Source organism: Ensifer sp. GW821-FHT05G01 (assembly GCF_059419585.1).
Genome location: NZ_JBWKSC010000009.1, coordinates 40917 through 67814, shown reverse-complemented (window position 1 = coordinate 67814; position 26898 = coordinate 40917). Strand labels below are relative to the sequence as shown.

At 62.4% G+C, this 26898-nt stretch carries 22 protein-coding genes and 2 pseudogenes; 15 read left to right on the top strand and 9 right to left on the bottom strand.

Annotated features, from left to right (window positions below; translation table 11 throughout):
• Positions 1-9: 9 nt before the first annotated feature.
• A complete protein-coding gene (arsK, locus tag AC07UR_RS21450) occupies positions 10-1248 on the top strand; it encodes an arsenite efflux MFS transporter ArsK (RefSeq protein ID WP_209790215.1) in 1239 nt (412 codons plus the stop codon).
• Between the two features lie 406 nt (positions 1249-1654).
• Complete coding sequence (locus AC07UR_RS21445) at positions 1655-3100, top strand: MFS transporter (RefSeq protein ID WP_209790216.1); 1446 nt, start codon at positions 1655-1657, stop codon at positions 3098-3100.
• A 184-nt stretch (positions 3101-3284) separates the two neighbouring features.
• Here the strand turns inward: AC07UR_RS21445 and ggt are convergent, their stop codons facing one another.
• On the bottom strand, positions 3285-5030 hold the full coding sequence (gene ggt, locus AC07UR_RS21440; RefSeq protein ID WP_209790217.1) for a gamma-glutamyltransferase: 1746 nt from the start codon (positions 5028-5030) through the stop codon (positions 3285-3287).
• A 421-nt stretch (positions 5031-5451) separates the two neighbouring features.
• Here ggt and AC07UR_RS21435 point away from each other — a divergent pair, with 421 nt between their 5' ends.
• On the top strand, positions 5452-5793 hold the full coding sequence (locus AC07UR_RS21435) for a GFA family protein (RefSeq protein ID WP_209790218.1): 342 nt from the start codon (positions 5452-5454) through the stop codon (positions 5791-5793).
• A 218-nt stretch (positions 5794-6011) separates the two neighbouring features.
• Positions 6012-7208, top strand: coding sequence for an aromatic ring-hydroxylating oxygenase subunit alpha (locus tag AC07UR_RS21430; RefSeq protein WP_209790219.1), 1197 nt, complete (start codon positions 6012-6014; stop codon positions 7206-7208).
• Positions 7209-7311: 103 nt separating this feature from the next.
• Here AC07UR_RS21430 and AC07UR_RS21425 read toward each other — a convergent pair whose 3' ends face one another.
• Positions 7312-8724, bottom strand: coding sequence for an aminotransferase (locus AC07UR_RS21425; RefSeq protein WP_209790220.1), 1413 nt, complete (start codon positions 8722-8724; stop codon positions 7312-7314).
• Positions 8725-9012: 288 nt separating this feature from the next.
• Between AC07UR_RS21425 and AC07UR_RS21420 the strand changes: the two genes are divergently transcribed.
• The 3 genes from AC07UR_RS21420 to AC07UR_RS21410 are packed head-to-tail and all read left to right on the top strand — an operon-like array spanning position 9013 to position 11838.
• The gene (locus AC07UR_RS21420) at positions 9013-9936 is read left to right on the top strand and encodes an ABC transporter permease (protein WP_209790221.1); all 924 of its coding nucleotides are present in this window, start codon (positions 9013-9015) and stop codon (positions 9934-9936) included.
• Positions 9933-10757, top strand: coding sequence for an ABC transporter permease (locus tag AC07UR_RS21415; RefSeq protein WP_173423344.1), 825 nt, complete (start codon positions 9933-9935; stop codon positions 10755-10757). Before AC07UR_RS21420 ends, AC07UR_RS21415 begins: the two co-directional genes overlap by 4 nt.
• 7 nt (positions 10758-10764) lie before the next feature.
• On the top strand, positions 10765-11838 hold the full coding sequence (locus AC07UR_RS21410) for an ABC transporter ATP-binding protein (protein ID WP_209790299.1): 1074 nt from the start codon (positions 10765-10767) through the stop codon (positions 11836-11838).
• A gap of 45 nt (positions 11839-11883) precedes the next feature.
• Here the strand turns inward: AC07UR_RS21410 and AC07UR_RS21405 are convergent, their stop codons facing one another.
• Genes AC07UR_RS21405 through AC07UR_RS21395 form a run of 3 tightly spaced genes read right to left on the bottom strand, consistent with a single transcriptional unit; the run spans position 11884 to position 14516 of the window.
• Complete coding sequence (locus AC07UR_RS21405) at positions 11884-12966, bottom strand: extracellular solute-binding protein (protein ID WP_209790222.1); 1083 nt, start codon at positions 12964-12966, stop codon at positions 11884-11886.
• A 40-nt stretch (positions 12967-13006) separates the two neighbouring features.
• Entirely contained in the window at positions 13007-13666 is a 660-nt protein-coding gene (locus AC07UR_RS21400; protein ID WP_173423458.1) for a TetR family transcriptional regulator C-terminal domain-containing protein, read from the bottom strand.
• A gap of 40 nt (positions 13667-13706) precedes the next feature.
• Positions 13707-14516 carry a class I SAM-dependent methyltransferase gene (locus AC07UR_RS21395; protein WP_209790223.1) on the bottom strand — a complete coding sequence of 270 codons (810 nt, stop codon included), beginning with the start codon at positions 14514-14516 and terminating at the stop codon, positions 13707-13709.
• 146 nt (positions 14517-14662) lie between these two features.
• Here AC07UR_RS21395 and AC07UR_RS21390 point away from each other — a divergent pair, with 146 nt between their 5' ends.
• From AC07UR_RS21390 to AC07UR_RS21375, 4 genes are read left to right on the top strand one after another with little or no spacing between them, the layout of a single operon-like run.
• The gene (locus AC07UR_RS21390) at positions 14663-16282 is read left to right on the top strand and encodes a phytoene desaturase family protein (RefSeq protein ID WP_209790224.1); all 1620 of its coding nucleotides are present in this window, start codon (positions 14663-14665) and stop codon (positions 16280-16282) included.
• Positions 16269-17825 (top strand): phytoene desaturase family protein, encoded by a 1557-nt coding sequence (locus AC07UR_RS21385; protein WP_209790225.1) that lies wholly within the window; start codon positions 16269-16271, stop codon positions 17823-17825. The genes AC07UR_RS21390 and AC07UR_RS21385 overlap by 14 nt, the downstream gene beginning before the upstream one ends.
• Positions 17822-19042: an aminomethyl transferase family protein gene (locus AC07UR_RS21380; RefSeq protein ID WP_209790226.1), complete on the top strand. Its 1221-nt coding sequence runs from the start codon at positions 17822-17824 to the stop codon at positions 19040-19042. The genes AC07UR_RS21385 and AC07UR_RS21380 overlap by 4 nt, the downstream gene beginning before the upstream one ends.
• A gap of 10 nt (positions 19043-19052) precedes the next feature.
• Entirely contained in the window at positions 19053-19298 is a 246-nt protein-coding gene (locus AC07UR_RS21375) for a hypothetical protein (RefSeq protein ID WP_209790227.1), read from the top strand.
• 259 nt (positions 19299-19557) lie between these two features.
• Here the strand turns inward: AC07UR_RS21375 and AC07UR_RS21370 are convergent, their stop codons facing one another.
• Both AC07UR_RS21370 and AC07UR_RS21365 read right to left on the bottom strand, forming a co-directional pair.
• Positions 19558-21027 (bottom strand): sensor domain-containing diguanylate cyclase, encoded by a 1470-nt coding sequence (locus AC07UR_RS21370; protein WP_209790228.1) that lies wholly within the window; start codon positions 21025-21027, stop codon positions 19558-19560.
• A gap of 59 nt (positions 21028-21086) precedes the next feature.
• Positions 21087-21323 (bottom strand): hypothetical protein, encoded by a 237-nt coding sequence (locus tag AC07UR_RS21365; RefSeq protein WP_209790229.1) that lies wholly within the window; start codon positions 21321-21323, stop codon positions 21087-21089.
• Here AC07UR_RS21365 and AC07UR_RS21360 point away from each other — a divergent pair.
• Both AC07UR_RS21360 and AC07UR_RS21355 read left to right on the top strand, forming a co-directional pair.
• Entirely contained in the window at positions 21322-22128 is an 807-nt protein-coding gene (locus AC07UR_RS21360; RefSeq protein ID WP_209790230.1) for an alpha/beta fold hydrolase, read from the top strand. The genes AC07UR_RS21365 and AC07UR_RS21360 overlap by 2 nt on opposite strands.
• A gap of 143 nt (positions 22129-22271) precedes the next feature.
• Positions 22272-23279, top strand: a complete 1008-nt coding sequence (locus AC07UR_RS21355) for an alpha/beta hydrolase (protein WP_209790231.1) — start codon at positions 22272-22274, stop codon at positions 23277-23279.
• 98 nt (positions 23280-23377) lie between these two features.
• On the opposite strand, the gene AC07UR_RS21350 is transcribed toward AC07UR_RS21355, so the two are convergent.
• Together AC07UR_RS21350 and AC07UR_RS21345 are read right to left on the bottom strand one after the other, a co-directional pair.
• Complete coding sequence (locus tag AC07UR_RS21350) at positions 23378-23938, bottom strand: type 1 glutamine amidotransferase domain-containing protein (RefSeq protein ID WP_173423356.1); 561 nt, start codon at positions 23936-23938, stop codon at positions 23378-23380.
• Positions 23939-24086: 148 nt separating this feature from the next.
• Positions 24087-24410 carry a hypothetical protein gene (locus tag AC07UR_RS21345; RefSeq protein ID WP_494701957.1) on the bottom strand — a complete coding sequence of 108 codons (324 nt, stop codon included), beginning with the start codon at positions 24408-24410 and terminating at the stop codon, positions 24087-24089.
• Positions 24411-24839: 429 nt separating this feature from the next.
• On the opposite strand from AC07UR_RS21345, the pseudogene AC07UR_RS21340 reads away from it, so the two are divergent.
• Together AC07UR_RS21340 and hpaE are read left to right on the top strand one after the other, a co-directional pair.
• Positions 24840-25310, top strand: a pseudogene (locus tag AC07UR_RS21340) (5-carboxymethyl-2-hydroxymuconate Delta-isomerase); the annotation flags it as partial.
• A 99-nt stretch (positions 25311-25409) separates the two neighbouring features.
• Positions 25410-26895 (top strand): annotated as a pseudogene (gene hpaE / locus AC07UR_RS21335) (5-carboxymethyl-2-hydroxymuconate semialdehyde dehydrogenase).
• The last annotated feature ends 3 nt before the right edge of the window (positions 26896-26898 follow it).

Genomic DNA, 26898 nt, shown 5'->3' with positions numbered 1-26898 from the left:
AAGAGCCGGATGACCGAGATGCGCTTCCCGCTCCCGGCCCTCTTAGGGCTGGGCCTCACCCAGATCATCGGCTACGGAACGCTTTTCTACAGCTTCAGCGTTCTCGTCCCGGCGATCGCCAGCGATTTCGGCTGGACCGAACAATGGGTGTTTGCAACGCTGTCCGGCGCGCTTCTCGTCGGGGGTCTCTTTGCGCCGATGGCCGGCCGATGGGCGGACCGGTTCGGCGCCGGGCGCGTTCTGTCTTTCGGATCGATTGCCGCGGCCGCCGCCTTGCTCGCCTCAGCGATGGCGAGCGAACGCCTGACCTTTGCCATCGCGCTCGTGGCAATGCAGGTGGCATCGACCTTCGTGCTCTACAGCACCGCATTCGTCGCGATCGTCCAGTTTGGCGGTTGCAATCCGCGGCGCACGATCACCCACCTCACGCTCATCGCCGGCTTCGCCTCAACGCTGTTCTGGCCACTGACCGCGAGCCTTCACCAATCAATTTCATGGCGCGATATCTACATGCTGTTTGCGGCCATGAACCTCTTCCTTTGCTTGCCCATCCATCTGTGGCTCGCACACCTCCTCAAGGGGCCACGGCACGTCGTGGCTGTGCCGGTGGACACCCAGCCGTCGGAGCGGCCCGTCACGCCGCCCGCTCACGGGACCGCGCTTTTCACGTTGATGCTGCTCGGGTTTGCCCTTGAGGGCCTGGTTCTCTCTGCCGTTCTGATCCACATGGTACCCTTGACGGTCGAACTCGATCTGGGGTCGTCAGGTCTCCTGGTGGCCAGCCTGTTCGGCCCGGCGCAGGTGGCAAGTCGCCTCGTCAACATGCTCTTCGGCAAACAGATCACCCAGACCTCGCTTGCCGTCATCGCCGCATGCCTGTTGGTTCTCGGGCTTGTCGTCCTCACCGCTACGGCGCCATGGCTGCCGGGCGCGATCACCTTCGCCATCCTCTTCGGCATGGGATCGGGCCTGATCAGCATCGTCAGCGGCACCTTGCCGCTCGAGCTTTTCGGCAAGCACAATTACGGCGCGCGGCTTGGCTGGGTTACCGCCGCCAAGCAACTGTCGTCCGCCGCGGCACCTTTTTCGCTTGCTTCGGCCCTAGCCTGGCTCGGGGTGCTGCCTTCCCTATGGATAACCGTTGCAACAGGTGCCGCCGGAATACTCACCTTTGCTGCCATCGCCGTGTTCAACCGCCGCGACCAGCTTCGAGCGTCAGAGGCGGGCAAGGGCCTGGTCGAGGTCTAGGCGCATCCCAGTATCTATTGGACCAACCAATCGACACGGCGCGTTCACAGACGACTGTCGCAACGCGCCCGGGCTTTCGGCCGGCTGCCGTCGACTAGCACCTGACCTGAGCGGCCCCTATCAGCTGCTTCACGCTTTCCCAACCAGCAAAACCTCGCAAAATCTCCGCCGATCGCAACAAGGGAATCGACACAAGTCCGCTTGAGGGCGCATAGAAGGCGCTGGGGCCAGTCACCTAGGCTCCCTTGTTTTCGTCGCCGGTCCCGGCTGAAGCGTATGGGTCGGCGAAACCGTGATCCATTCTGAAGTGCCCCGATGATTTCGTTTCCGACAGCAATCCAGCTTTCGTCTCACGTTTTGGCTGGCAACCACATTCTTGATTGCAATGCGGGCCAGCAGTGACAGCATGACAGCGATCCCGACCGAGACGCAGGCCCAAGACGCCTCCTCCGCCCGCAATTCCCGTGTCGTCGCGCTGGTCGTTGCCATCGCCTTCTTCATGCAGATGCTCGACGGCACGATCGTCATTACCTCGCTGCCGCAGATGGCCGCGTCCTTCGGTGTACAACCGGTCGCCATGAGCATCGGCATCACCGTCTACATGCTGACGATGGCGGCCTTCATTCCGCTCTCCGGCTGGCTTGGCGACCGCTTTGGCGCGCGCAACGTCTTCCTGGTCGCAATCGGCATTTTCACGCTCGCCTCGCTTTTTTGCGGTCTGTCAGGCAGCCTCGGCGAGTTCATCGCGGCACGTGCCGTGCAAGGCATCGGCGGCGCCCTGATGACACCGGTCGGCCGGATCATCGTCTTGAAGAATGCTCGCAAATCGGAGCTTGTCGGCGCGGTCGCGCTCATCACCTGGCCGGCGCTGATCGCCCCGGTCGTCGGCCCGATCCTCGGCAGCGTGATCACCACGTGGCTGAGCTGGCACTGGAACTTTCTCATCAACATACCGATCGGCCTCATCGGCCTTGCGCTTGTGCTGCGCTTCGTGCCCGATCAGCGCGAGCAAGAGGCGCGCCGTCTCGACATCAAGGGCTTCATCCTATCGTCAACCAGCCTTACTTTGGTGCTGGCCGGGCTCGAAGCCTTCGTGCACGGGACAGTCAATGCGCCCGCAATTGTCCTGTTGCTGGCAGCGGGCACGATCATCGGCATCATGGCCACGCGTCACTTCAGGGTGATCGCCGATCCGCTTCTCGATCTCTCTGCTCTGAAAATCCAGACCTTTGCGATGTCGACGCTGTCGGCCGGCACCGCCTGCCGCATAGCCATCAACGCGACGCCGTTTCTGATCCCACTGCTCTTTCAGGTCGGCTTCGGCCTCAATCCGATCGAGACCGGGATTTATGTGCTCGCCTACTTCGCAGGAAATCTGGCGATGAAAACGGCGACCACGCCGTTGCTGCGCCGTTTCGGCTTTCGCACCATCCTCGTCGGCAACGGCCTGCTCGCCTCGCTGGCGATTGGTACCTGTGCAGCGGTATCGACAGATACGCCGCAGTTGCTGACGCTCCTGCTGCTGTTTGCCGCCGGGCTGTTCCGCTCGATGCAGTTCACGGCACTCAACACGCTCGGCTTTGCCGACATCAATGCAAGCCAACGCAGTTCAGCATCGACGCTGTCGAGCATGTTGCAGCAGGTGGCCATGCTGATGGGCGTCGCCGTTGCCGCCGCCGTTCTCAATCTGTCGCAGGCGCTTCGTGGCGCTGAAGCCGCGGCGCTCACGGACTTTCGCTGGGCGTTTCTCGCGGTCGCGACGATCGGCACCCTCTCGGCCTTGCGTTTTCTGAGCCTGCCGCACGATGCAGGCGTCGAAGTTTCAGGGCACAAATTCGAGCCGCGGAAATAATCGTTCCCGAGCGGCATCGGCCGTGGCCCGGAGGTCCCAACGATGCCGCCCGGATTTCTACACGCGCCGCTTGTTCATGCGGCGATGCCATGGCGCGTCCTTCTGCCAGTCGCCGGCCATGATGGAGCCGCAGGCGGTCTGCTCGGCCGCCCGTTCGCCGGCCTCGCGGAAGGCAGCGCCCCGATCAGTAGCCTCTGGCCGCACCCGCACCGATGCGGCTGTCGACCGCACCGTTGTAGCGCGCGCCCCCGCCCTCGGCGATCTCGGCAAGGCTTTCACCGCCGACAAGAATGCCGGTCGCCTGACCCCAGATGCTCCAGCTCTTGTCGATCTGCACGTCATGACCCATCGCCGAGAGAAGCTTTCGCGTATCAGGCGACAGCGCATAGGGCTCCATGAACACCTTGTCGGGCAACCACTGATGATGGATACGCGGTGCATCGACCGCTTCCTGGATGTTCATGCCGTGATCGATGACGTTGAGGATCGCTTCCAGCGTGATGGTGATGATGCGTGCGCCGCCGGGGCTGCCGATCACCATGAACGGCTTGCCGTCCTTGGAAACGATGGTCGGGCTCATCGACGACAACGGCGTCTTGCCCGGCGCGATCGCGTTCGCCTCGCCCTGGACAAGCCCGTAGAGATTGGGAGCGCCGGGCTTTGCGGTGAAATCGTCCATCTCGTTGTTGAGCAGAATACCGGTCCCGGGCGCGACCACGCCGGCGCCGAAAGAGCCGTTGAGCGTATAGGTCACCGCAACCGCATTACCCTCGTCGTCGATGATCGAATAGTGGGTCGTCTCCTTGCTTTCGGCAAAGCCCTCCGGCATCAGCGCCTGCGAAACGCCGGCCTTGAACGGATCGATGTTGCCGCGGATCTCAGCGGCATAGGCCTTGTCGAGCAGCTTGGCGACCGGGTTCTCGACGAAATCGGGGTCACCGAGCGTCGTGTTGCGGTCGACATAGGCATGGCGCATCGCCTCGACCATCGCATGCACGGTCTCGGCCGAGCCGTAACCGAGATAGGACAAAGGATAGCCTTCGAGCACGTTGAGGATTTCGCAGATGATGACGCCGCCGGACGACGGCGGCGGCGAGGAGACGATGTCGTAGCCACGATAGCTGCACTTGACCGGCTCCAGTTCGCGCACGGCGTATTTCTCGAAATCCGCCTTGGCGAGGATCCCACCCTTGTCGGCACTTGCCTTGACGATGGCGTCGGCGATCGCGCCCTTGTAGAAGGCGTCGGTGCCCTTTTCGGAAATGCTTGAAAGCGAGGCGGCAAGGTCCGCCTGAACCAGCGTTTCGCCCACGGCAAAGGGTTTTCCGTCAGGCTTCAGGAAGATCGCAGCGGCCGCCGGGTCTTTTGCCAACCGTTCGGTTTCGCCATCGAAGGAATCGATATCCCCTTGTTCCAGCCTGAAACCGTCCTTGGCGAGCGCAATGGCGGGCGCAATCAGTTCCTTGAGCGGTCGCGTACCATAGCGGCTGCGCGCGACCTCGAAGCCGAGCACCGGGCCCGGTACGCCGACCGCGAGATAGCCCTCTGTACTTAGGCCATCGACCAGTTGGCCCTTGTCGTCGAGATACATCGCCTTGGTCGCCGCAGTCGGCGCGCGCTCGCGAAAATCGAGGAACGTGGTCTTGCCGTCCTTGAAGCGGATCGTCATGAAGCCGCCGCCGCCGATGTTGCCGGCGGTCGGATAGACCACCGCAAGCGCGTAGCCGACGGCAACGGCGGCATCCACGGCATTGCCGCCCTTTTTCAGAACCTCGACGCCGATATCCGACGCCAGGTGCTGGGCGGTGACGACCATGCCGTGCTCGGCCTTGACCGGCTCCGGCGACGCCGCCCAAACGGCCGACGGCGAAACCGAACCGAGTGCGGCGATCAGGGTGAAGGACAGGATATTCAGGCAGGAATTGCGCATGCTTTTCTCCCGCGACAGACGTTTTCTGGTAAACGGCGCCCTCGACCGAGGGCAGCGGCATCGAAATGCGAAGGCATCAAATGGTCGGCCCGCCCATCGGGTGGACGTAGCCTCGGGTCAAGGCGTTAGCCTTGGGCAGAGTATAGTCATGCGCGGCGGGCACGGACAACCGCTGACGGCATCGGAAGGCAGCAACAGAAACGAACCGCCATGGTCGATCGGCAGGCACAGGCATTGGTCGCCGCTGTCTTGCGTCGGGCGTCTGCCCGCGGCAAGCCGCTCACGGGCCGGCAACACGATCAACGCTCGGATCTGTTTTTGCCATTGCCACGACCCGCCAGTGCTGTGACAGTCTGGACCTAGCGCTTCCCGGACCCTTCGCCATCCGTCCGGGAAATGCGGTCTGTGGAGAGGGACGCGAATGCTCGAAGGCCATTGCCATTGCAAGTCGGTTCGTCTCTCCGTCCGTGTCCGGCCCGACACGCTCGGCAGCTGCAACTGTTCGATGTGTTCACGCCTCGGCACGCTCTGGGGCTATTATGACGCCGAAGAGGTGTCGATCAGCGACCCCAAGGGCAAGCTCGTCGGTTACGTCCAGGGCGACGCCACGCTGACGATCCACCATTGTGGCACCTGCGGCTGCACCACCCACTGGTCGCCGATTTCTGCCGACACGACGCGCATGGGCGTCAACATGCGGCTGTTTGACCGGTCTGTGTGGGAGGACATTCCCCACCGCCTGATCGACGGCGCCAGCTGGTAGGTCCACCAGCCTCGGGGTTTCGCATCCCTATGGTTTCGCCGGCCCGGCGTCTCGAATGCCCCGGGGTCTCGCAACCCTCGTCCTGTTGCCGCTCGTCCTCGGGGTTCGGCCGCACGGCGAGGCGCGCCGTCCATCGTCCGGAGCGCTTGAGGTCGGCTTGTCTCTCTGCTCAAAACGGATTATATTGAATGAACGTTCAGCAAAAATGGAGACATTGAATGAACGAAATGATCCGCGACATAACCGTCCCGAACGACTGGGATCGCCGTGGATTGCCCGGCTGGTGCTACCATAGCGACGCCCTGCTCGAACTGGAACGCGAACACATCTTCCGCCGTCACTGGCAGATCGCCTGTCATATCTCAGACGTTCCCGAGGCGGGCGACTACATCACCATGGATGTGGTCGGCGAGCGCGCGCTGATCCTGCGCGACCAGCAGGGAACGATCCGTGGCTTTCACAACATCTGCCGCCATCGCGGCTCCCGTGTCGTTGCCGACGACAAGGGCAAGTGCCGCAACGCGCTCGTCTGTCCGTTTCACGGCTGGGTCTACAATCTCGACGGCACGCTCCGTGGGGCGGCACGACCGCGCTCGTTTCCGCCGCTCGACAAGCAGGAATTCGGCCTCGTGCCGCTCGAACTGGAAATATGGATGGGCTTCGTCTTCATCCGTTTTCGGCCGGGGCCACAGCCCTCTGTCGCCGAGCTGATGCAGCCCTTTGCAGAGGAGTTCGGTCACTACGGCTCCGAGCGCATGCTGCCGACCGAAGGGGTGTGGACGCAGGAAAGTGCGGTCAACTGGAAATCGGTGCGCGACGTCGACAACGAGGGCTACCATGTCGCCATGGCCCATCCGGCGCTGCAGGATCTCTATGGCTCCACCTATTACGACGAACCCTTCGTCAACGGCCTTTGCCGATCCTTCGCCACCTACAACCCGCATGCGGGCCGCCGCTGGAGTGTCCGGCAATATGTCGGCATTGCGCCGGAAGCGACGCATCTGCCCGAGCGGCTGCGCAAGGCCTGGATCTATTTCGGCCTCTTCCCCAACGCCGTCATCGCGGTGACGCCGGAGACGGTGCAGTTCTACCAGGAATTTCCGCTGTCGACCGGCAGGACGCTGCTGCGCGGCGCGATCTATCGATACCCGGAGGAAACCCGCCAGCAACGGCTTGCCCGCTACCTCGCCTTCCGTATCGACCGGGATACCCAGGCCGAGGACGTGCAACTGACGATCTGGTCGAACGAATCCATGACGTCGAAGGCGTTCAACGGGTTTTATCTCTCCGATCTGGAATATGGCGTGCGCACGCATCACGATCACATTCGCGCCGTGCTGCCCGTCGTCAATCTGGACGTGGCCCCACCCGAGGACCGGATGGCTGCGGTCAACGACGAACTCTCCAAACGATAGGCGCAAAAAGAGGGGCCGGCGCAAAACCGACCCCTTCGAAAACGGCCCCGCCGGGGAATGCTGGCGGGGCCGAGGCATTTTCAGGCGCGATCAGCAGATCGGCTCAACCCTTCCACAGCCCCTCGCGCACGAGCTCGTCCATGGTGCGGCGGATGCTGGCGTCGAGAATTGTCACCATGTCGTCGATCTGGCGTCTGGTGATCGTCAGCGGCGGCGACATCACGCACATGTTGATCAGCGGCCGCACCAGCAGGCCAAGTTCCTGGCAATGACGGTCGATGCGCTTGCCGACTTCGAGATCGAGCGTCAGCGGGTTGTTGCTGACCCGATCGGCGACGCATTCGACGCAGGCCATCAGCCCCATGCCGCGGACTTCGCCGACCAGCGGCAATGCCTCCAGGCTCTTCAACGATGTCTGGAAATAGCCCGAGATCGCCTTGACGTGGTCGAGCAGCCCATCTTCCAGAATGTCGAGATTGCGCAGGGCAACCGCGCAACCGACCGGATGGCTGGAATAGGTGAGCCCATGCGCGAACATCGCGTCGGAATGGTTGGACTGCCGCAGACTTTCCAGAAGTCGTGAGGAGATCATCACACCGCCCAGCGGGAAATAACCCGACGTCACCCCTTTGGCGAAGGTGATCATGTCGGGCTCGATCCCGAACACCGCCTTCGAGGCGAAGATCTCGCCGAGCCGGCCGAAGGCCGTCACCACCTCGTCGGCGATGAACAGGATGTCGTGCTCGCTGCAGAGCGCGCGCATGCGGCGGAGATAACCCTCCGGCGGCACGATGACGCCACCAGAGGCCATGATCGGCTCGGCGATGAAAGCGCCGATGCGATCCGCCCCCTTTGCCTCGATCAGCGCCTGGAACTCCGCAACCAGCGCATCGCAGAATTCGGCCTCGGATTGTCCGGCGGGCCGCCGGAACGGGTTGGGACAGGCAAGTTTCGCCACCTGATCTGTGGCGCTGTCCATCCAGTCGTGGTCGCGCGGACGTCCGTTCAGGGACGCAGAGAGATAGGTGGAGCCGTGATAGCCGCCCTGGCGCGAGACGATCAGCTTCTTCTCCGGCCGTCCGCGCACATTGTTGAGGAACTGCATGAAACGCAGCGCCGTCTCGACTGCCGAGGAACCGCCGGTGGTGTAAAATACATGCGAGAGATCACCGGGTGCATGGGCGGCGAGGCGCTCGGCAAGCAGGGCCGAAGGCTGATTGGTGGTGTACCAGGGCGAATTGTAGGCCAGCGCCATGGCCTGATCGTGCAGCACTTCGGCGAGTTCCGACCGGCGGTGACCGACATTGACGCACCACATGCCGGCCGGACCATCGATGAGGCGACGCCCCTCGCCATCGACGACATAAATTCCGTCGCCGCTTTCAATCGGCCCGCGCGCTTCCGCACCTATGCTGCCGGCGACAGGCCAGGGCTGGACGAGATGCTTTTCGGCAAGCGCGGACGTTTCTCCTGCGCCGCTATCGGGCACATTTGCAAGATCGAGCTTCGCGGCCATGACAAATCCCTCCAACCGTTTTAATCATAATTCTCAAAACAACCATATGATAAAATTGAACAACACGTCATTTTATTGAATGGCTGTTCAATCAATATTGCAGAAATAGCACTTGCGTTCAATGCCGAATTGAGTTTTGCTAATTCAAGGGAACCAAACGGCGAAAAATCGCCATGGGATGGATCGAATGAAGCGTTCGCTGCATTTCCACTGTCGACTCTTTCGACATGAGCCGAAGCGCGGCTGGCGCGCTGCAGAGTATCAATTGCGCAAGCCGGGGTATCGCTGATGGCGGTGCTGTCGGCCACCGAGGTGGAGCAAAGGCCCACGCATCCGCCAAAGAACCGGGTTTGCTGGACGGACAGCGAAGAAGCAAGCGGGCTGGCACTGATCTCCCCGACGCTGCTCTATGCCGTCGCCCTGTTGTTCCTGCCGATCCTGATCGTCGTCGCCTACAGCTTCTGGACCCAGGACTACCTGACGATCGACCGCACCTTCACGCTTCACAACTATAAAACAGCGCTCGGCGAACCGATCTACCAGGACCTGCTTGTGCGCTCGCTCGTCATCTCGCTCGTGGTCAGCGTCGTCACCGTCACCGTCTCCTATCCGATCGCCTGGTTCATTTCCTTCCATGGCGGCGTTCACAAGAACCTTTGGCTGTTCCTGATCACCGTTCCCTGCTGGACCAGCTATCTGTTGAGGGTGATGTCGTGGAAGGTGATCCTCGGCTATGGCGGTGTCATGAACACCGGCCTCCTGTCGATCGGCATCATCGACAAGCCGCTGACCTCGCTGCTCTACAACTCCAACGCCGTCGTCATCACGCTCGTCCATAGCTGGGCGGCCTTCGCCATCCTGCCGATCTTCGTTTCGCTCGAGAAGGTCGACCGCTCGCTGATCGAGGCGGCGCACGATCTCGGCGACAACAAGCTGATGAGCTTCCTGCGCGTCACCCTGCCACTCTCCCTTCCCGGCGTCATCTCGGCCTTCCTGATCGTGATGATCCCGACGGTCGGCGACTACGTCACGCCCAAGCTCGTCGGCGGCAAGGACGGCGTGATGATTGCGACCGCGATCCAGGCGCAGTTCGGCAAAGGTGCCAACTGGCCGCTTGGTGCTGCCCTGTCGGTGACGACGATGGTCATCGTCTCGGCGATGGCCGGCCTCGCTGTCCTTGCGCTGAAACTGCTGGTGAGGATGGCGAAATGAGCGGGCGTCACGGCATTCCGAAGTCCCGCTGGCTGCCCGCCTATGTCACGGTGTATCTGGCGTTTCTGTACTTTCCGATCCTGCTTTTGCCGATCTTCTCCTTCAACAACGCGGCGACGACCACCTTCCCGCTCGCCGGCTTCACCACCAAATGGTACGCGTCGCTCTGGCACAACACCGCGCTCCTCGAAGCGGCGCGCAACAGCATGATCGTCGGCGTCTCCGTCGCCATTCTCTCCACCGTGCTCGGCATCTGCGCGGCCCGCGCCATCACCCGCTATCGCTTTCGCGGCCAGCGGGCGGCGACCGGGTTGATCATGGCGCCGCTGTTCCTGCCGGAAATCATCTTTGCCGTTTCACTGCTGATGATCATTCTGCAGCTCGGGGTCGAGCTGTCGCTGGTGACCGTCATTCTCGGCCAGGTGATCTTCTGCCTGCCCTACGCTATGTCGGTGCTGATCTCCGGCTTCGGCGGCTTCGACCGGTCGCTGGAAGAGGCCTCTCTCGATCTCGGCGAAACCGCGATCGGGACGTTTCGCCGGGTGACGCTGCCGGTGGTCGCCCCGGCGCTCGTCTCAAGCCTACTGGTCTCCTTCACCGTCTCGCTCGACGAATTCATCCTCGCCTTCTTCCTCTCGGGCACCGAGCCGACCTTGCCGGTCTATATCTGGGGGCAGTTGCGCTTCGCCGCCAAGCTGCCCGGCGTTCTCGCCCTCGGTAGCGTGATGATCCTCATCTCGATCCTGCTTCTCACCCTTTCGGAAATCATACGCCGTCGCGCCGAACACCGGCTGAGGGCGCAGGGAGCGCTCAATGCCTGAAACACCGATGATAACGATCGAGGCGGTCAACAAGTTCTACGGCATCTACAAGGCGCTCGACGACGTCTCGCTCGATATTGCTGCCGGCGAATTCTTCTCGCTGCTCGGTCCGTCCGGCTGCGGCAAGACCACGCTGTTGCGCTCGATCGCCGGCTTCGACACACCGAGCACCGGCGATATCCGCATCGATGGGCAATCGGTGATCGGCACGCCGCCGAACCGCCGTCCGACCAACATGGTCTTCCAGAACTATGCGATCTTTCCGCATCTCGATGTCGAGGAAAACGTCGCTTATGGCCTGAAACGCTTGAAGCTTGATGCGAGCGAGGAGCGCCGGCGCGTGGGCGCCGCCCTCGACCAGGTCCGCCTCGGCCATCTCGGCAAGCGCCGGGCGCACGAGCTTTCCGGCGGTCAGCGCCAGCGCGTCGCACTTGCCCGAGCGCTCGTCATGCGCCCAAAAGTCCTGCTTCTCGATGAACCGCTTTCGGCGCTCGACAAGAAGCTGAGGGAGGAAATGCAGGTCGAGTTGCGCTCGCTGCAAAAGGCCGTCGGCATCACCTTCATCCTCGTCACGCACGATCAGTACGAGGCGCTCGCTTTGTCCGATCGGATCGCCGTGATGTTTGGCGGGCGCATCGCGCAAGTGGCGACACCAAAGGAAATCTACCAGCGCCCGACCACCCGTCAGATCGCCGATTTTCTCGGCGGCATGAATTTCATGAAGGCGCGGATCACAGGTGAGACGGCGACGCGGCTCTCGGTCGAAACCCCGCGTTTCGGCGGCGTCACGCTCGACAAGCCGCTTGGGTTCAACGCCCGCAACGGCACGGCGACGATCGGCATCCGGCCGGAACGGCTGCGCGTGCTTTGGGATGACGCCAAGGCCGACTTCGAGGTCTCCGGCAGGGTCATCGACCGCCACTATTTCGGCGAGATCACCCACCTGATCATCGACGTCCCCGGCATGGAGCAGCCGCTCTCCGTCTCGGAAACCAACAATTTCGGTGCGGATGACATTCCGGTCGGCGACGCGGTCCGCCTCGCCTATGACCCGGACGCGCTCGTAGCGCTTTCGGACTGATTGGGCCGGGCAGCCGCACCTCGCAGCTGCCCCGAATTTTTCCCCTCAGTAACCTGCTTTGATCTTCTCGAACTCGGCGATCATCTTCTGGCGCAGCTCCATCGGCATCGGCGATTGGAACAGCGTGTTGTCGAGGAACTTCGAAACGTCGGCATAGCCCTTGTCGGCCAGGATCTTCGGATCGACCTGCGCCATGCCGCGCGCATTGGCATGGCCATAGCCCCAGGATTCAACCATGTAGGAGGTGATCGCCGGATCGGTGATCGAGTTGAGGAAGTCATACTGCTGGTCCTCCGGGGCCGCAGCACCCTTGAGCCGGACATAGCCGCACACCCAGGTCGACAGGCCCTCGACGGTGTCTTTCTTGATCGCAGCCGGCACGCGGTCGGCCTGCAGCGTCGTGGCGGTTTCGTTCCAGGCCCAGGCGAGATCGACCTCGCCGCTGGCGATCGCCTGGCTGAGGTCAGTGTTGTCGGTCCAGTAGAGGCGAACGTTCTTGTGCACCTCGCGCAGGAAATCCGACGCCTGTTTGAATTGCTCGTCGGTCATCGTCGTCCAGTCCTTGAGACCGATCGCAAGGCTCGCGAGCGCATAGGCGTCATCGACATTGTCGCCGATCGATACCCTGTCCTTGAACTTCGGATCGGCAAAGGCCTTCAGTGAGGAAATCTCCTCGGGCTTCACCGTGTCGGTGCGATAGGTCAGCACCGTGTTGCCCCATTCGAACGGCAACAGCCAGGCCTTGCCATCAGGCGTGGTCATCAGCCCCTTCATGGCAACAATGCCTGGATCGGTGTCGTTCCAGTAGGTCAGCTTCGACGTATCCAGTGGCTCGATCAGGCCGGCCTCCCGCCACTTCGCTACGCTCTGCGAACAGGGGTGGGCGAGATCGGCCTTGAAGCCTGAGCGCAGCTTCTGGAAAGCCTCTTCCTCGTCGCCGAAGAAACTGAAATCGGGCTCGGAACCATGTTTGGCGGTATAGGCGGGGTGGAAGGCAGGGTCCTCGTAACCCGACCAGTCGAAGATCGTGAGATTGTCTGCGGCAAGCGCCGGCAGGGCGGTGCTCGAGACAAGCGAGGCGATGAACACGCCCCGCAAGATTTGCCTGCACACGTTCACCAATATCATGCCAACCTCCTCTATCCGGCCGTTCCGGCGTTGTTGTTCCCTATTTCGGCCCTTCCCGGGTGAAATGCGTGGGGAAGGCGACGAGCAGATATTCGACAGCCGCCGCATGCGCCTTCTCGCGCGTCAGTCCGTCGCCCATCATCAGCCGCAGCCACAGCCCTTCCATCGATGCGCAGAGCGCCAGCGTCATCCCCTCAGGCTCGTAGGCATAGCCGCCCTCGTCCTTGAGCGTCTGGCAGAGCGCCAGAAAGATCTCCTGGTACTTGACGTCGCGTGCGCCGCAGAGCGCCTGATAAGTCGGCCGCGACTTTGCCTCACCCCAGAAGGCGCACCAGGCGGCAAGCTTGCGCTTGGTGCAGATCTTTCGATCGAAATCGCAGGCAACGAGCGCCCAGAGTTGGGCCGCCGCCTTGTCGCCGGCCTTGTCCAGCGCCGCACCCCAATTGGCGGCATATTCGTCCGCCATGTATTGCAGCGTGGCGATCAGCAACTTTTCCTTGCTTTCGAAATGGAAGTTGACGATACCGCGCGAAAGACCGGCGCCATCGGCGACATCGGCCAGCGTTGTCTCGGAATAGCCGCGCTTGGCGAGCGAATCGATCGTCGCCTCGATCAACTGCTGCCGTCTGGTTTCCTTGGACGCCTTGCGCCCGCGCTTCTCGGTGTCCGTTGCGTCCTGTGCCGCAGAGGTGAGTTTCATCCGTACCGCCGTGCTGTTCTTCTTGAGGCGCAGGTGCATATCATGCTCCGCGCGGCATCGGCTTGATGCCACGCAGATGAGTGGGAGAATGCTCACCACTGTCAAGCACCTTCTGCATCGCGGTCCAGGTCCGGATGTTCTTCGCCACATAGGCCTCGCCGACCGCGGCAACGACCTCGTCGCGCAACGAACCTTCAAGCCTTGAAAGCTCGTTGCGGGCGACGTCCCGGTACCAGGCATTGCGGCTGAGCGAACCGACATCGTCGAAGCCGGCCGCCGTCATCGCTGCTATATAGGTCTTAGCCGAGGCCATGCCGAAGCTCAGACCTTCGGCCGCAAGATAGGCCTTCATGTCACTGGACGGTTCGCCATCATGCGAGATCAGCCAATCGGAGGCAGCAAAGGCCCCGCCGGGCGCAAGCACACGGAAGATCTCGCGGAAGATCGCCGCCTTGTCCGGGACATGCACCAGCGCATCCTTGGAAAAGACCACATCGAAACTGCTATCTGGGAATGGCAACCGACCGGGCGCCGACTGGATGAAGGCGACATTGGTCAAACCCGAACGCGCGGCAGCAACTCGTGCCCGCTCGATTACCGGCACCTCGACATCGAAACCTGTCACCTGCGCCGGGCCATGGGTTTCGGCAATATGCAGCGTCGCCCCGCCGGCCCCGCAGCCGAAATCGAGCACGCGTTTGCCGCCAAGCTCCAGCCCTTCGAGAACGCGATCGACCTCTCCAGCACCCCCGGGAGAAAGATACCCCTCCCCCCAGAGCACCGCGAGAAAGCGGATGGCCGCATCGTCGTATTCCGCCAGCGGCTGCACCTCTCCATCGATCGACGACATCGGACCTCCGATCCAGCGTTGCACCTCGACAGAAATCCTATCGCGTTATCAGAGGATTGCAACATATTTGCTGAACACTCATTCAAAATATATGGACAACATTCTGCTTTCCATGTCATTTTTTCATCAACGACAAGGGGAGCCACATGAAAAAATACGACGTGGTGATGATCGGAGGCGGCCATAACGGGCTGGTAACGGCCTGCTATCTCCAGCGGGCGGGACTGGATGTGATCGTCCTTGAGAAGAACGCCTGGGTCGGCGGCGCCGCCACCAGCCGGGAGCTGACCCCCGGCTTTCTCTATTCGAACTGTTCTTACGTCTGCTCTTTGTTCCGGCCCGAGATCATGCGCGACCTCGAGCTGCCCAAGCACGGGCTGCAGGTCATCTCCTATGAGGGCGGCGCGGTCTTTACGCGGGATGGCGACTACCTCGCCTCCTACCGCGATCATGACTCCCACCGCCGCGAGTTCGCCCGCTTTTCCAAGCGCGATGCCGAAGCCTATGATCGCTATGCACGGGATGTGACGCGCCAATGCCGGTTCATCCAGCCGCTGCTGATGCGCACGGCACCGGATCCGTTCAGCTTCAAGCCGCGCGATCTTCACGAGATGCTCTATCTCGCAAAGAAGTTTGGTGACTTCTCTCCCGCAAAGATGGCCGCAACCTTGCGCTTCTGGACCATGTCGATTTCGGACTTCCTCGACGAGTATTTCGAGACCGACGTGGTGAAGGCCTATCTGGCGCTCTCGGGCATCATCGGAACGGCGCTTGGGCCTATGTCGCCTGGAACGGCCTATGTGCTGTTGCATCACTATATGGGCGAGGTCGACGGGTCGGTCGGCGCCTGGGGCTATGCCCGCGGCGGCATGGGGGCGGTGACGTCGGCGCTCGCCTCCTCCTTCAAGGCATCGGGCGGCACGATCCGTACCGGCGCCGATGTCGCCAAGATCATGACCCATCGCGGCAAGGCGACAGGGGCGGTGCTTGCCGATGGCGAAGAAGTCCTCGGCAAGCTTGTCGTCTCCAATGCGGACGTCAAGCGTACCTTCCTGAAGCTCGTCGACGAGAGCGCGCTGCCGGAGCGTTTCGTCCACCGTGTCCGCCACTTCAAGATGCGCGGCTCCTCGGGCAAGCTCAACATCGCCCTCGACAGCCTGCCGGAGTTTCCGGCCTTGCCATCTGGCTCCTCCTGCATTCGCGGCGACCTGCACTTCACAGACACGACCGAACGCATGGAAAAGGGCTATGACGACTGGAAGGCCGGGCGCTGGTCGGCCGATCCCTTCGTCGACATGATGATCCCGACGACGCTCGACCCGACGATGGCCCCGCCCGGCAAGCACTTCGTCTCCTGCTTCGTGCAATACTGTCCACCGAAGGTCGAAGGCAACGACTGGACCGATGCCGACCGTGACGCCTTCGCTGAGACGGTGATCAAGCAGATCTCCGACTATTCGCCCGGCTTCCGCGAACGCATCCTGCACATGGAGGTGCGCACGCCGCGCGAGATAGAGCAGGAAGTCGGCCTCACCGAAGGCAACATCTTCCAGGGCGAACTGACCTTCGACCAGTTGCTGTTCAACCGGCCGGTCCCCGGATACGCACAATATCGAAGCCCGGTCCGCGGTCTCTACATCTGCGGCTCCTCGACCCATCCCGGCGGCGGCGTCATGGGCGCCCCCGGCCGCAACGCCGCCGCCGAGATCCTGCGCGATCTCAGGCACGCTCCCTCGCACATGAGTTCGGCCCATGACGTCATTTGATGCCATCGTCATCGGCGGCGGCCACAACGGCCTGACCGCCGCCACCCTCCTTGCCCGGTCCGGGCGCAAGGTCGTGGTGATCGAAGCAGACGACACGCTCGGCGGTGCGGCCCGCAGCTTCGAGTTTCATCCAGGCTTCGTCAGCCCTGGCCTTGCGCACATCATCAATCGCCTCGACGCAGATGTGTTGTCCGCGCTCGAAATTGATCATTCGACAACGCACGTGACCGCCCCGACCGTTGCGCTATCGCCGACGGGTGTGCACGCCGTGCTGCGTGGCGCCTATGGTAAAACGATCGACGGGGTCTCTCGGGAGGAGGCGGCGCGTTTTACCGATTTTCGCGGCAAGCTCCTGTTCCAGGCGGGCATCTTCAAACGCTTCCTCAAGCGTCGCCCGCCCGAAGTGGGCGAGATCGCCTTCGACGATCTCAAGTCCTTCGCCGCCGCCGGTCTTCATCTCCTGAGCAAGGGGCGCGAGGAAGGCCGCGATTTCCTACGCATGCTCCTGATGAATGTCGCGGATGTCGCCGATGAATATCTGACCGATGACCGGCTGAAGGGCCTTGCCGCCTTCGATGCGACGCTCGGCATTCATCTCGGGCCGCGATCGCCGACGTCGCTGCTTGGTCTCTATTATCGCCTGACCGGCGAAGTGGCTGGCGCTACCGGCGCGCAGGTCGTGGCGAAGGGCAATGGCCAGTCGATCGCCGCCCTCTTCGATGCGGCGGCGACCAAGGCGGGCGTTGCGATCCGGACCGGCACGCGCGTCGAGAAGATCGTCGCCGATCGCGGCCGCGCGACCGGGATCGTGCTGTCGACGGGCGAAACGCTTACCGCCCCGGCCATCATCTCCGCCATCCATCCGCAGGCGACGTTCATGGCCCTGACCGATGCCGCCGAGATCGGCACCGGCTTCCGCCGCGCGATCGGCAACATCCGCACCAAGGGCAATGTCGCCAAGCTCGACCTGGCGCTCGACCGTGTCCCCGATTTCCCGGGTGTGGCGCGCGCCGATCTTGCCGGCAGGCTGGTGATCGCCCGATCGATCGATCACGTAGAGCAGGCATTCAACCCGGCGAAGTATGGCCAGTTCTCGACCGATCCGGTGATGGAGATAACGCTTCCGAGCCTGACCGACCCTTCGCTCGCTCCCGAGGGTGCCTGCACACTTTCGGCGCTGGTCGAGTTTGCGCCCTATGCGCTTGCGGATGGTTGGGAAAAGGGCAAGCCCGCCTTCCTGAAGATCGTGCTCGAAACGCTCGAACGCTATTGCCCGGGGGTTGGCGCCACTATCGTCGCCACGCATTTCCTGACACCTGCCGACATGGAAGAACGCTACAACCTGCCCGGCGGTCACTGGCACCACGGCGAATTGCAGGCCGACCAATTGCTGATCAACCGTCCGGTCAATGCCGCGTCCGGTTACGCAACACCGCTGGAGGGCCTCTATCTCGCCAGTGCCGGCTCGCATCCGGGCGGCGGCATCTCCGGCCTGCCCGGCCTGCTCGCTGCCCGCCAGATCCTTTCGGAGAAACGCGCATGATGCACCTCACCGCCTTCAACCGCGCTGAACAGGGGCACATCCTGACGCCGCGTCTCGAAACGCCTTTTCACGACCGGTTGGCCGCGCTCAGCGAGACCAACGACTGGTACAGCTGGGCGGGCTACAAGGCGCCGCATTCGATCTTCGACACCGAACTCGAATATTTCGCCATCCGCTCGACATCGGCCCTTTTCGATATTTCTCCCATGGTGAAGTACCGCATTCGCGGCAGCGATGCCGCGCGCTACCTGAACCGCCTGACGGTGCGCGATGTCGCCAAGCTCGGCGTCGGGCGGGTCCATTATACCGCCTGGTGCGACGACCACGGACACGTGCTCGACGATGGTACGCTCTTCCGGCTGGCGACCGACGACTTCCGCCTCTGCTGCCAGGAGCGGCATTTGCCCTGGCTGCTCGACAGCGCCGGCGGGTTCTCGGTCGAAATCAGCGAGGAGACTGCAGAGATCGCCGCCGTCGCACTGCAGGGACCGACCGCCTTTGCAGTGCTCGAAGCCGCCGGCTTTGCTAGCATCGAGACGCTGAAGCCGTTTCAGCTGGCCGAGTTCCCGCATGCGGACGGCAGCGTGACGATCTCGCGCACCGGCTTTACCGGCGATCTCGGCTACGAACTCTTCGCCCCGGCGAAAGCGGCGCTCAGCCTCTGGGATCGGCTCTGGACAGCCGGCAGCGGATTCGGCCTGAAGGCAATCGGTTACGACGCGCTCAACCGCGCCCGCATCGAGGCGGGCTTTATCGTCGCCAACGCCGATTTCATCACCGCCGAGGCCGCTCTTCGTGCCGATCGCGAACGGCTGCCCGACGAGATCGGCCTCGACTGGCTCGTCGATCCGCAAAAGCCGTATTTCAACGGTCGCGATGCAATCCTGAAGGCGCGGACGAAAGGCACGTTCAAACATGTGCTGGTCGGCCTCGAGATCGAGGGCAACATTCCCGCCGAAGGCGCCATCGTCTATCATCGCGGCAAGAAGGAAGTGGGGCTGGTGACGGCCGCCATCTGGTCGCCGCTTGCCAAGCGCAACATCGCAATCGCCACGCTTTCGCGACCTTACGGGGCGAGCGTCACCGACAATCTCTGGGTGGAGATCTACGCCATGCGGGAACTTCAGTATCAGAAGCTGATGAAGCGCGCCCGCGTGGTGTCACGGCCGTTCGTCAAGCTCGACCGCCGCTCGGCGATGCCCCCGGGACGTTTCTAGGGGTGTCGTGATGGACGACGAAACGAAGCGGCATTGGGCGCTGATCAGAACGCTGCCCGGTATCGAATGGTCCGGACGCACGCGCTATGCGGCAGCGATGTTCTTCTACCAGCGCGGCCAGATGGATGCGGAAACGCTGGAGATTTACCGCATCTGCTCGCGGCTGGACGCCGAGGATCCCGTTTCCGTGCTCAAGAGCCATCACCTCGGGGCCGACTGGATTTCGAGGATGGAGACGGAATCGGACCGGCCGTGAGGCGGCTGGTCGCCTGGCGCACCGGGTATCGCACGAAAGCATCGCAGGCTGGCGGCGCAATCGGGGCGCTAGACATGTCGCTGGCCGCCGGGCAGTGATGGAGCGCCTGGCCGTGAAGGCGCCGCCGCCTTGAATCACTTGGATCAACGGACCGATCCTTGCCATGTCGCAAAAGCCGGCGTTCGGTCCGCCGCCGGCACGTTCTGGGTGATGGGCCGCCTGCCCGCGCGGATTGCGCCGGGCATCGACCACGCAGCGCCTACGCCGCCGAGGCGGCCTTGCCGCCTTGAGCGTTGCGGCTCTCCTGCGCAGCGTAGCGTGCCCGCTTCTGCTCGTACATGCTGAGGTCCGCGCGCTTGACCAAGGCTTCCATGGTTTCCCCGGTCTCGCTGGTCGCAGTGCCGAGCGATATGCTGAGAGGCGCGTTGGAATAGAACTGGTTGTTGATCTTCAACAATTCGCTGATGGTCTCGACCATGGTCGCCACCGCCTGGCGGTCGGCGCCTGGCATCAGGATAGCAAATTCGTCGCCGCCGATGCGGGCGGCATGGTTGGGCTGCGACACCGCGCCGTTCAGCACTTCGCCGAGACGGCGCAGGAGGGCATCGCCGGCATCGTGCCCAAGCTGGTCATTCGCCGCCTTGAGACCATCAAGGTCGACGACGATGGCCGAAACCGGGCGCAACGACTTGCGCTCCAGCCGGTTCAGCTCGTCGGAGTAGAAGGCGCGGTTGTGCAGCTTGGTCAGCACGTCGTGCTTGCCGAGATATTCGAGATAGGCCTCCGCCTTCTTGCGCGCGGTGATATCGGTCAACGCCACCTGGACCAGCGACCAGTCGCCTTCATGGCCGGGAAGTACGGAGAATTGCAGCAGGACGTGGCGCTCCGCCCCATCGAGCGCATAGTTCACCACCTCGCGGTGATGCAGAAGATTGCCGTTCCACAACTCGATCAGCTGCTCCTTGAAATGCTTCTCCATCTCGTTGCGGAAGATGTCGCCGAGATGCTGTAGCAGGGTGTTCCGGTCCGGTGCACAAAACAGGTCGAGCGTCGCCTGGTTGATGTCGATGACCCGGATCTCACTCATGCATTGGCGCACGAATTCCGGATGAACGTCGGTGAAGACGCGGAAATCGACGATGCCGCGTTCACGGACATCCTCGAGCAGCAGCTTGATGCGGCTGAAGTCCTCGACCCACAGCGACACCGGCGAATGCTCGAAGATGCCTTCCGCATACTGTCGGTTGGCCCGTTCGTTGCGCCGGGCTTCTTCGCGCGCGGTCACGTCTTCCGTCGTCAGAAGCAGCCGCCCCAGCGTATCCTCGTATCCCGGCAGTACCGAGCCGCGCAGCTGGATGTCGAGCCGGCGTCCCGTCAGCGTGTAGTTGACGGCACTGCTGCTGAACTCGGTCTTGCCCTCCCACAATTCGGCAAGCTCGTTGACATGGCTTTCGAGCATGTCGTCGCGAAAGACTTTCGAAAGGTTCGCCTGGAGATGATCGAGATCGCGCGCTTCGAACAGTTCCAGTGTCCGGCGGTTGACCTGGAGAACACGAATTTGGCCGGAGCACGCGGCGACACGCGTCAGATCCTCTCTAAGATAGGCACGGAGATCCACCACACCCTCGGCCCGCCAGCGATCGAACTGCGCCTTGACCCCACTGAAATCCTCGATCCACATCGCGATCGGCGCCAGATCAAAAATGTTGGTGTCGGAAGAACCTGTCATTATTGTTCCATCTCGGTTGGCGGAGAGAGGGCATGCAAGGCGCGGCGCCTTTGGGCAACCTAACCCTCTTTAAGTAACGATACGTAAATCCTCAACAGTGGATCAACGTTGAGCGGAACGATCCGTGCAACCTTTGAAGCGGTCGATTGATCCGACATCTGCGAGCTGCGCAACGTTTCCTGCCATTGCCATCGACCCATTTGCCCGGCATCGCGACGGCGAAACACGCCCCTTGCAGCAATCACGGCAGCCGCTATCTCATTGCGCACATCAAGTTCGGAAAAGGAAATGCCCATGGCCTTCCGCGACGATGATCTGACCTATCTCGAAAGCCACGGCATTCCGCCGCTTCCCGCGCCAGATGAGCAGGGTTTCGTCGAAAACCAGGGCGCGCGCATCTGGTATGCGAGCCACGGTTCCGGGCCGACGGTAATCCTTCTGCACGGCGGCATGGGAAACAGCGACAACTGGGGCTATCAAGTGCCGGCGATCGTCGACGCCGGCTACCGCACCGTCGTCATCGACAGCCGCGGCCACGGCCGCAGCACGCGGGATGGTCGCGACTACAGCTACCAGTTGATGGCCGCCGATACCCGCGCCGTGATGGATCGACTGCAGATCCACAAGGCTGCGATCATCGGCTGGAGCGATGGCGCCGATACCGGCCTGATCCTCGCCCAGGAAACGCCCGAGCGTGTTGCCGGTGTTTTCTTCTTCGCCTGCAATGTCGACAACTCGGGTACCAGGCCGTTCGAGTTCACGCCTGTGATCGGCCGCATCTGGCAACAGCACCAGAAGGATTATGCCGCACGCTCGGTGACACCCGGTGATTTCGAAGCGCTCTCGGCAGCGGTGGAAAAAATGCAGCGCACGCAACCGAACCTGTCGGCAGCCGAGCTTGCAGCGATCTCCGTGCCCGTGGCCGTCGTCCTTGGCGAACATGACGAATTCATCAGGCAGGAGCACATGGCCTATCTCGCCGAGACGCTGCCTGACGCAACCCTTAGCATCCTTCCCGGCCTCAGCCATTTTGCGCCGTTGCAAAGGCCCGATGTCTTCGATGATGCGGTGCTCGCCTTCTTGAGCGGCGTGCTGCGCTAACGCTGGCTGTTCGGTCGCGAGAACTCTGCCGGCCGACTATTGATTTCCGACCCGGTTTTCGGAAAGCGCGTCCTCAAACCACCGAAACCGGTGGCCGGTGTCGGTTACGTGCGATACAACCGATGGGCGATCAGGAGGAAAAAATGCAGAAGTCCGATTACCCCAGGGGTACGGTTTCCCGTCTCAGCATCGACAGCGATGTTCTCAAAAGCAACAGGCTCGGGGACCCGACACGGCGCGACGTCGATGTCTATGTTCCCGCAAACCACGATGGTACCGGCCTGCCGCTGCTCGTCGACCTCGTCGGCTTCACGGCGGGCGGGCCTTTGCATACGGCATGGAAGCCCTTCTTCGAGAACGTGCCGGAACGCTTGGACCGGCTCATTGCGACAGGTGAGATGCCGCCGGTGGCCGTCGCCTTTCCCGATTGTTTCACCTCGCTGGGCGGCAACCAATATGTCAACAGCTCGGTCGTCGGCCGCTGGGAGGATTTCCTCATCGACGAGATGCTTCCGGCCGTCGAAACGCGCTTTGGCTGCGGCGGCACCGGGCGGCGCGGCGTCTTCGGCAAAAGTTCGGGTGGCTATGGCGCCTTCTCCCATGCCTTCCGGCGGCCGGACATCTGGGCTGCGGCCGCAAGCCATTCGGGTGACGCAGGCTTCGATCTGATGGCGGCCGATTTCCCCATGGTTTTGCGCGCTCTCGCGCGGCATGGTCTGTCGATCGAAAACTGGTTTCGGGCCTACGAGAAGCGGCAGAAGCATGCCGACGAGGACATTCCCGTCCTGCTCGTTCTTGCCCAGGCGGCGAGCTACGACCCTGATCCAGACCTTGACGTCTTCAAGGGGTTGCGGCTTCCGGTCGATCTGGAAACCTGCGAGTTGATAAAGGATCGGTGGAAAAACTGGATGGCCTGCGATCCCGTCGAACTGGCGAAAACCCATGGTCACAACATCGCCAAGCTCAAGGCCTTCTACGTGGATTGCGGCACCGTGGATCAGTACAACCTGCTTTACGGCAATCGCCGCATCCACCGGACGCTGAAGGAACTCGGCGTCGAACATACCTATGAAGAGTTCGAGGACAACCACAATTCGGTCGATTACCGCATGGATGTCAGCCTGCCCTTCCTCGCCAAGGCGCTGCAGTAACAAGGATCAGGGGGCACGACCGGCAGGCGTTGCCGGTCGTGATGTCTTGCCAGATGGCAATGAGGGATGCTTGATGAAGTCATCCCTCTGCTCCAATCTCAGGCCGCACGCCGGTCGTGGCGTCCCTCTTCGATCTCCTCGACGATCTTGGCAACGAAGGCGTCGAGATCGTCGGGGGAGCGGGAGGTGATGATGCCGTGGTCGTTGACGACCTTGGCATCGACCCACTGTGCGCCGGCATTCTCGACATCCTTGCGGATCGAGGCATAGGAGGTTGCCTTGCGCCCCTTCAAAGCGTCGGCCTCCACCAGCAGCCAGGGCGCATGGCAGATCGCCGCCACCACCTTGCCCGATTGCACGAAATCGGTGACGACCCGCATGGCGTCAGCATCCTTCCGCAGGATATCGGGATTGATCTGGCCACCCGGCAGTACAAGCGCATCGAAGTCGCGAACAAACACGTCCTTCGCCGTGAGGTCGACATCGACGGTGTCGCTCCAATCGCCCTTGTCCCACCCCTTGATGGCACGTTTTTCCGGCGATGCTATGGTCACTGTGGCGCCGCGCTTCGACAGTTCGTCTCGCGGCACCCGCAACTCCGAACGCTCATAGCCGTCGGTTGCAAGAATGAGAATTCTGGCGGTGTCGATCGATGGCATGGCCAAGTCCTTTCCCGGTTTGTGAGCAAGCAGGGAGAACCGGCTGCACTTGGAATGGTTCCCTCGTCACAGTTGCGCCGCCGTAAAGCGCATCATGCGCCGGTAGCCAGCAACGACGTATTGAAGGTCCCACCTTCGACAAACGCCCTCACGGCGTCAGCAGCCAGAACACCGATCCTGAAAGAAGGATGAAAAGGGCGATAAGCCTGAAGAAGCGCTGCATGCCATGCGAGGTGTCACCTCCCAGGACCGCGTTCCACAACGCTCCGCCGGAAGCATCGACGTCGGCGGTTGCCGCCAACGCGGTCGGGCGGTTGACGGATGCCGCCGCACTGTAATCGTGAGGGCGCGGCTGCCGGCTCGTCGTTTCGGTTTCGTCATCGTCGATGCCGAAGCTGACAATCCGGCCATCGCCCGCATCGGCCACCTGAGCTTCGCGCGATACGCGATCTTCCTGCTCTGGTCGCCCCATGAGCACATCCAGCCACGCGCGGCGTGCCTGCGCCGCTGCGGCATGTCGGGGCCATTGAGCGGATGCTGAAAGGATCGCCGAAGAGCGGCTGGTTTTGGGGTGACGGAGTGACATCGCAGGCCTCCTTTAATTCACAATGCCCCTGAAGCGCGTTTGTTCCATCACCTTCATCGGACGCGCAAATAAAAAGGGCGCTCAACCCTTGACGAGGAGCGCCCTTTTTTGACCCGGACAGCTTCGAACGCGCGGCTGTCGCCGCTGCAGGAAGCCATCGATACGGGTAGTGATGCGTAGATAGTTGAGCGCGTCCGGATTTCAAGGCCTCTTTCCACTTCTTCCGTTGATTGTTCTGAGAACCGGCAGCCGCTGTGCACGCTCAGTGAAAACTGATTTCACAGCTGGACGCGACGGCGATCATGCCTCTCACCAATGAGAGGAGACATCATGCGCTTCAAGAACAAGACCGCCCTGATTACGGGTGGCGGAACCGGAATTAGTGCGGCAGTTGCGCGCCGCATCCGCGCGGACGGGGGAAATGTCGCGCTCGTCGGCCGACGGCCGGAGCCTCTGCTCGACGCGGGTGTCGACTTCGACCGTCTGTGCCGCGCGGTCCACAAGACCATCCTCGACACCGGCCTCTTCGAAATCGGCGCCATCCGCGTGCGCACGATCCGTTGCGCCGACTATGCGGTTGCCGATCTCTTGCCTGAGAACGGCTTCATCGACATGGCCTTCCGCATCGGACACGGTCGCTCGGATGCGGAAAAAAAGGCGACCGGGACAGCCATTTTCGAGGCGGTCACACAGGAGCTCGCCAGCCTTTTCGCCACGCCCCATTTCGCACTCAGCCTCGAGGTCCGTGAGATCGATCCGGACCTCAGCTGGAAGAAGAACGCGATCCATCCACGACTCCGCCCGAAGGGCAACTCACACCGACGGAAGTCGGCACAACGTTTCTGCGCCCGCTTGAACGGTAGCGCACCACGACTGGAGAATGACATGTCCAAACTCGACGAGAACCTCACGAAGGCGGAAGCATATCTCGCCCGCTTCCGCACGCACGGCGTCTTGAACCATATCAATGGCGAAGCCGTGCCGGCAATCGACGGCGACAGCTTCGAGACGATCTCGCCGGTCGATCTGAAGACGCTTGCAACCGTCTCGCGCGGCAAGGCAGCCGATATCGATCGCGCCGCCCGCGCCGCCAAGGAAGCTTTCCCGGCCTGGGCCGCAATGCCGGGCGACGCGCGCAAGAAGCTCTTGCACAAGATCGCCGACGCCATCGTTGCACGCGCAGAAGAAATCGCCTTCGTCGAGTGCATGGACACGGGACAGTCGCTGAAGTTCATGGCCAAGGCAGCCCTGCGCGGCGCGGAGAACTTTCGCTTCTTCGCCGACCGTGCGCCGGAGGCTCGTGACGGCAAGATGCTCCGCGCGACCGACCAGATCAACATGGCCACGCGCGTGCCGATCGGCCCGGTTGGCATCATCACGCCGTGGAACACGCCGTTCATGCTGTCGACATGGAAGATCGCGCCGGCGCTTGCGGCCGGCTGCACCATCGTGCACAAGCCGGCCGAATTCTCGCCGCTGACGGCGCGCCTGCTCGTCGAGATCGCCGAGGACGCTGGCCTTCCCAAGGGCGTCTGGAACCTCGTCAACGGCTTTGGCGAGGACGCAGGCAAGGCGCTGACCAAGCATCCCGCGATCAAGGCCATCGGCTTTGTCGGCGAGAGCCGCACCGGCTCGCTGATCATGAAGCAGGGCGCAGATACGCTGAAACGGGTGCATTTCGAACTCGGAGGCAAGAACCCGGTCGTCGTCTTTGCCGACGCCGATCTGGAACGGGCTGCCGACGCGGCGGTCTTCATGATCTATTCGCTGAACGGCGAGCGCTGCACCTCTTCCTCCCGCCTCTTGGTGGAACAGAGCATCTACGACCGCTTCACCGCGTTGGTGGCCGAAAAGGCCAAGCGCATCAAGATCGGCCATCCGCTCGATCCTGAGACCGTCGTCGGCCCGCTGATCCACCCGGAGCACGAAAAGAAGGTGCTGGAGTACATCGACATCGGCCAGAAGGAAGGGGCGACGGTTGCCGCCGGCGGCTCCAAATTCGAGGGTCCCGGCGGCGGATGCTACGTCCAGCCGACGCTGTTTACCAGCGCCAACAATGCCATGCGCATCGCTCAGGAGGAAATTTTTGGCCCGGTCCTGACCGCCATTCCCTTCAAGGACGAGGCCGAGGCGCTGGCCCTCGCAAACGACCTCCGACGTCACGCGTGCCTTCCGCTTCACCGACCACCTCGAAGCCGGGATGATCTGGGTCAATTCGGAGAACGTCCGTCACCTGCCGACACCCTTCGGCGGCGTCAAGAGCTCCGGCATCGGACGCGACGGCGGCGACTGGTCGTTCGACTTCTACATGGAAACCAAGAACATCGCGTTTGCCAGCTCGGCGCATGCGATCGCCAAGCTCGGCGGCTGAGCG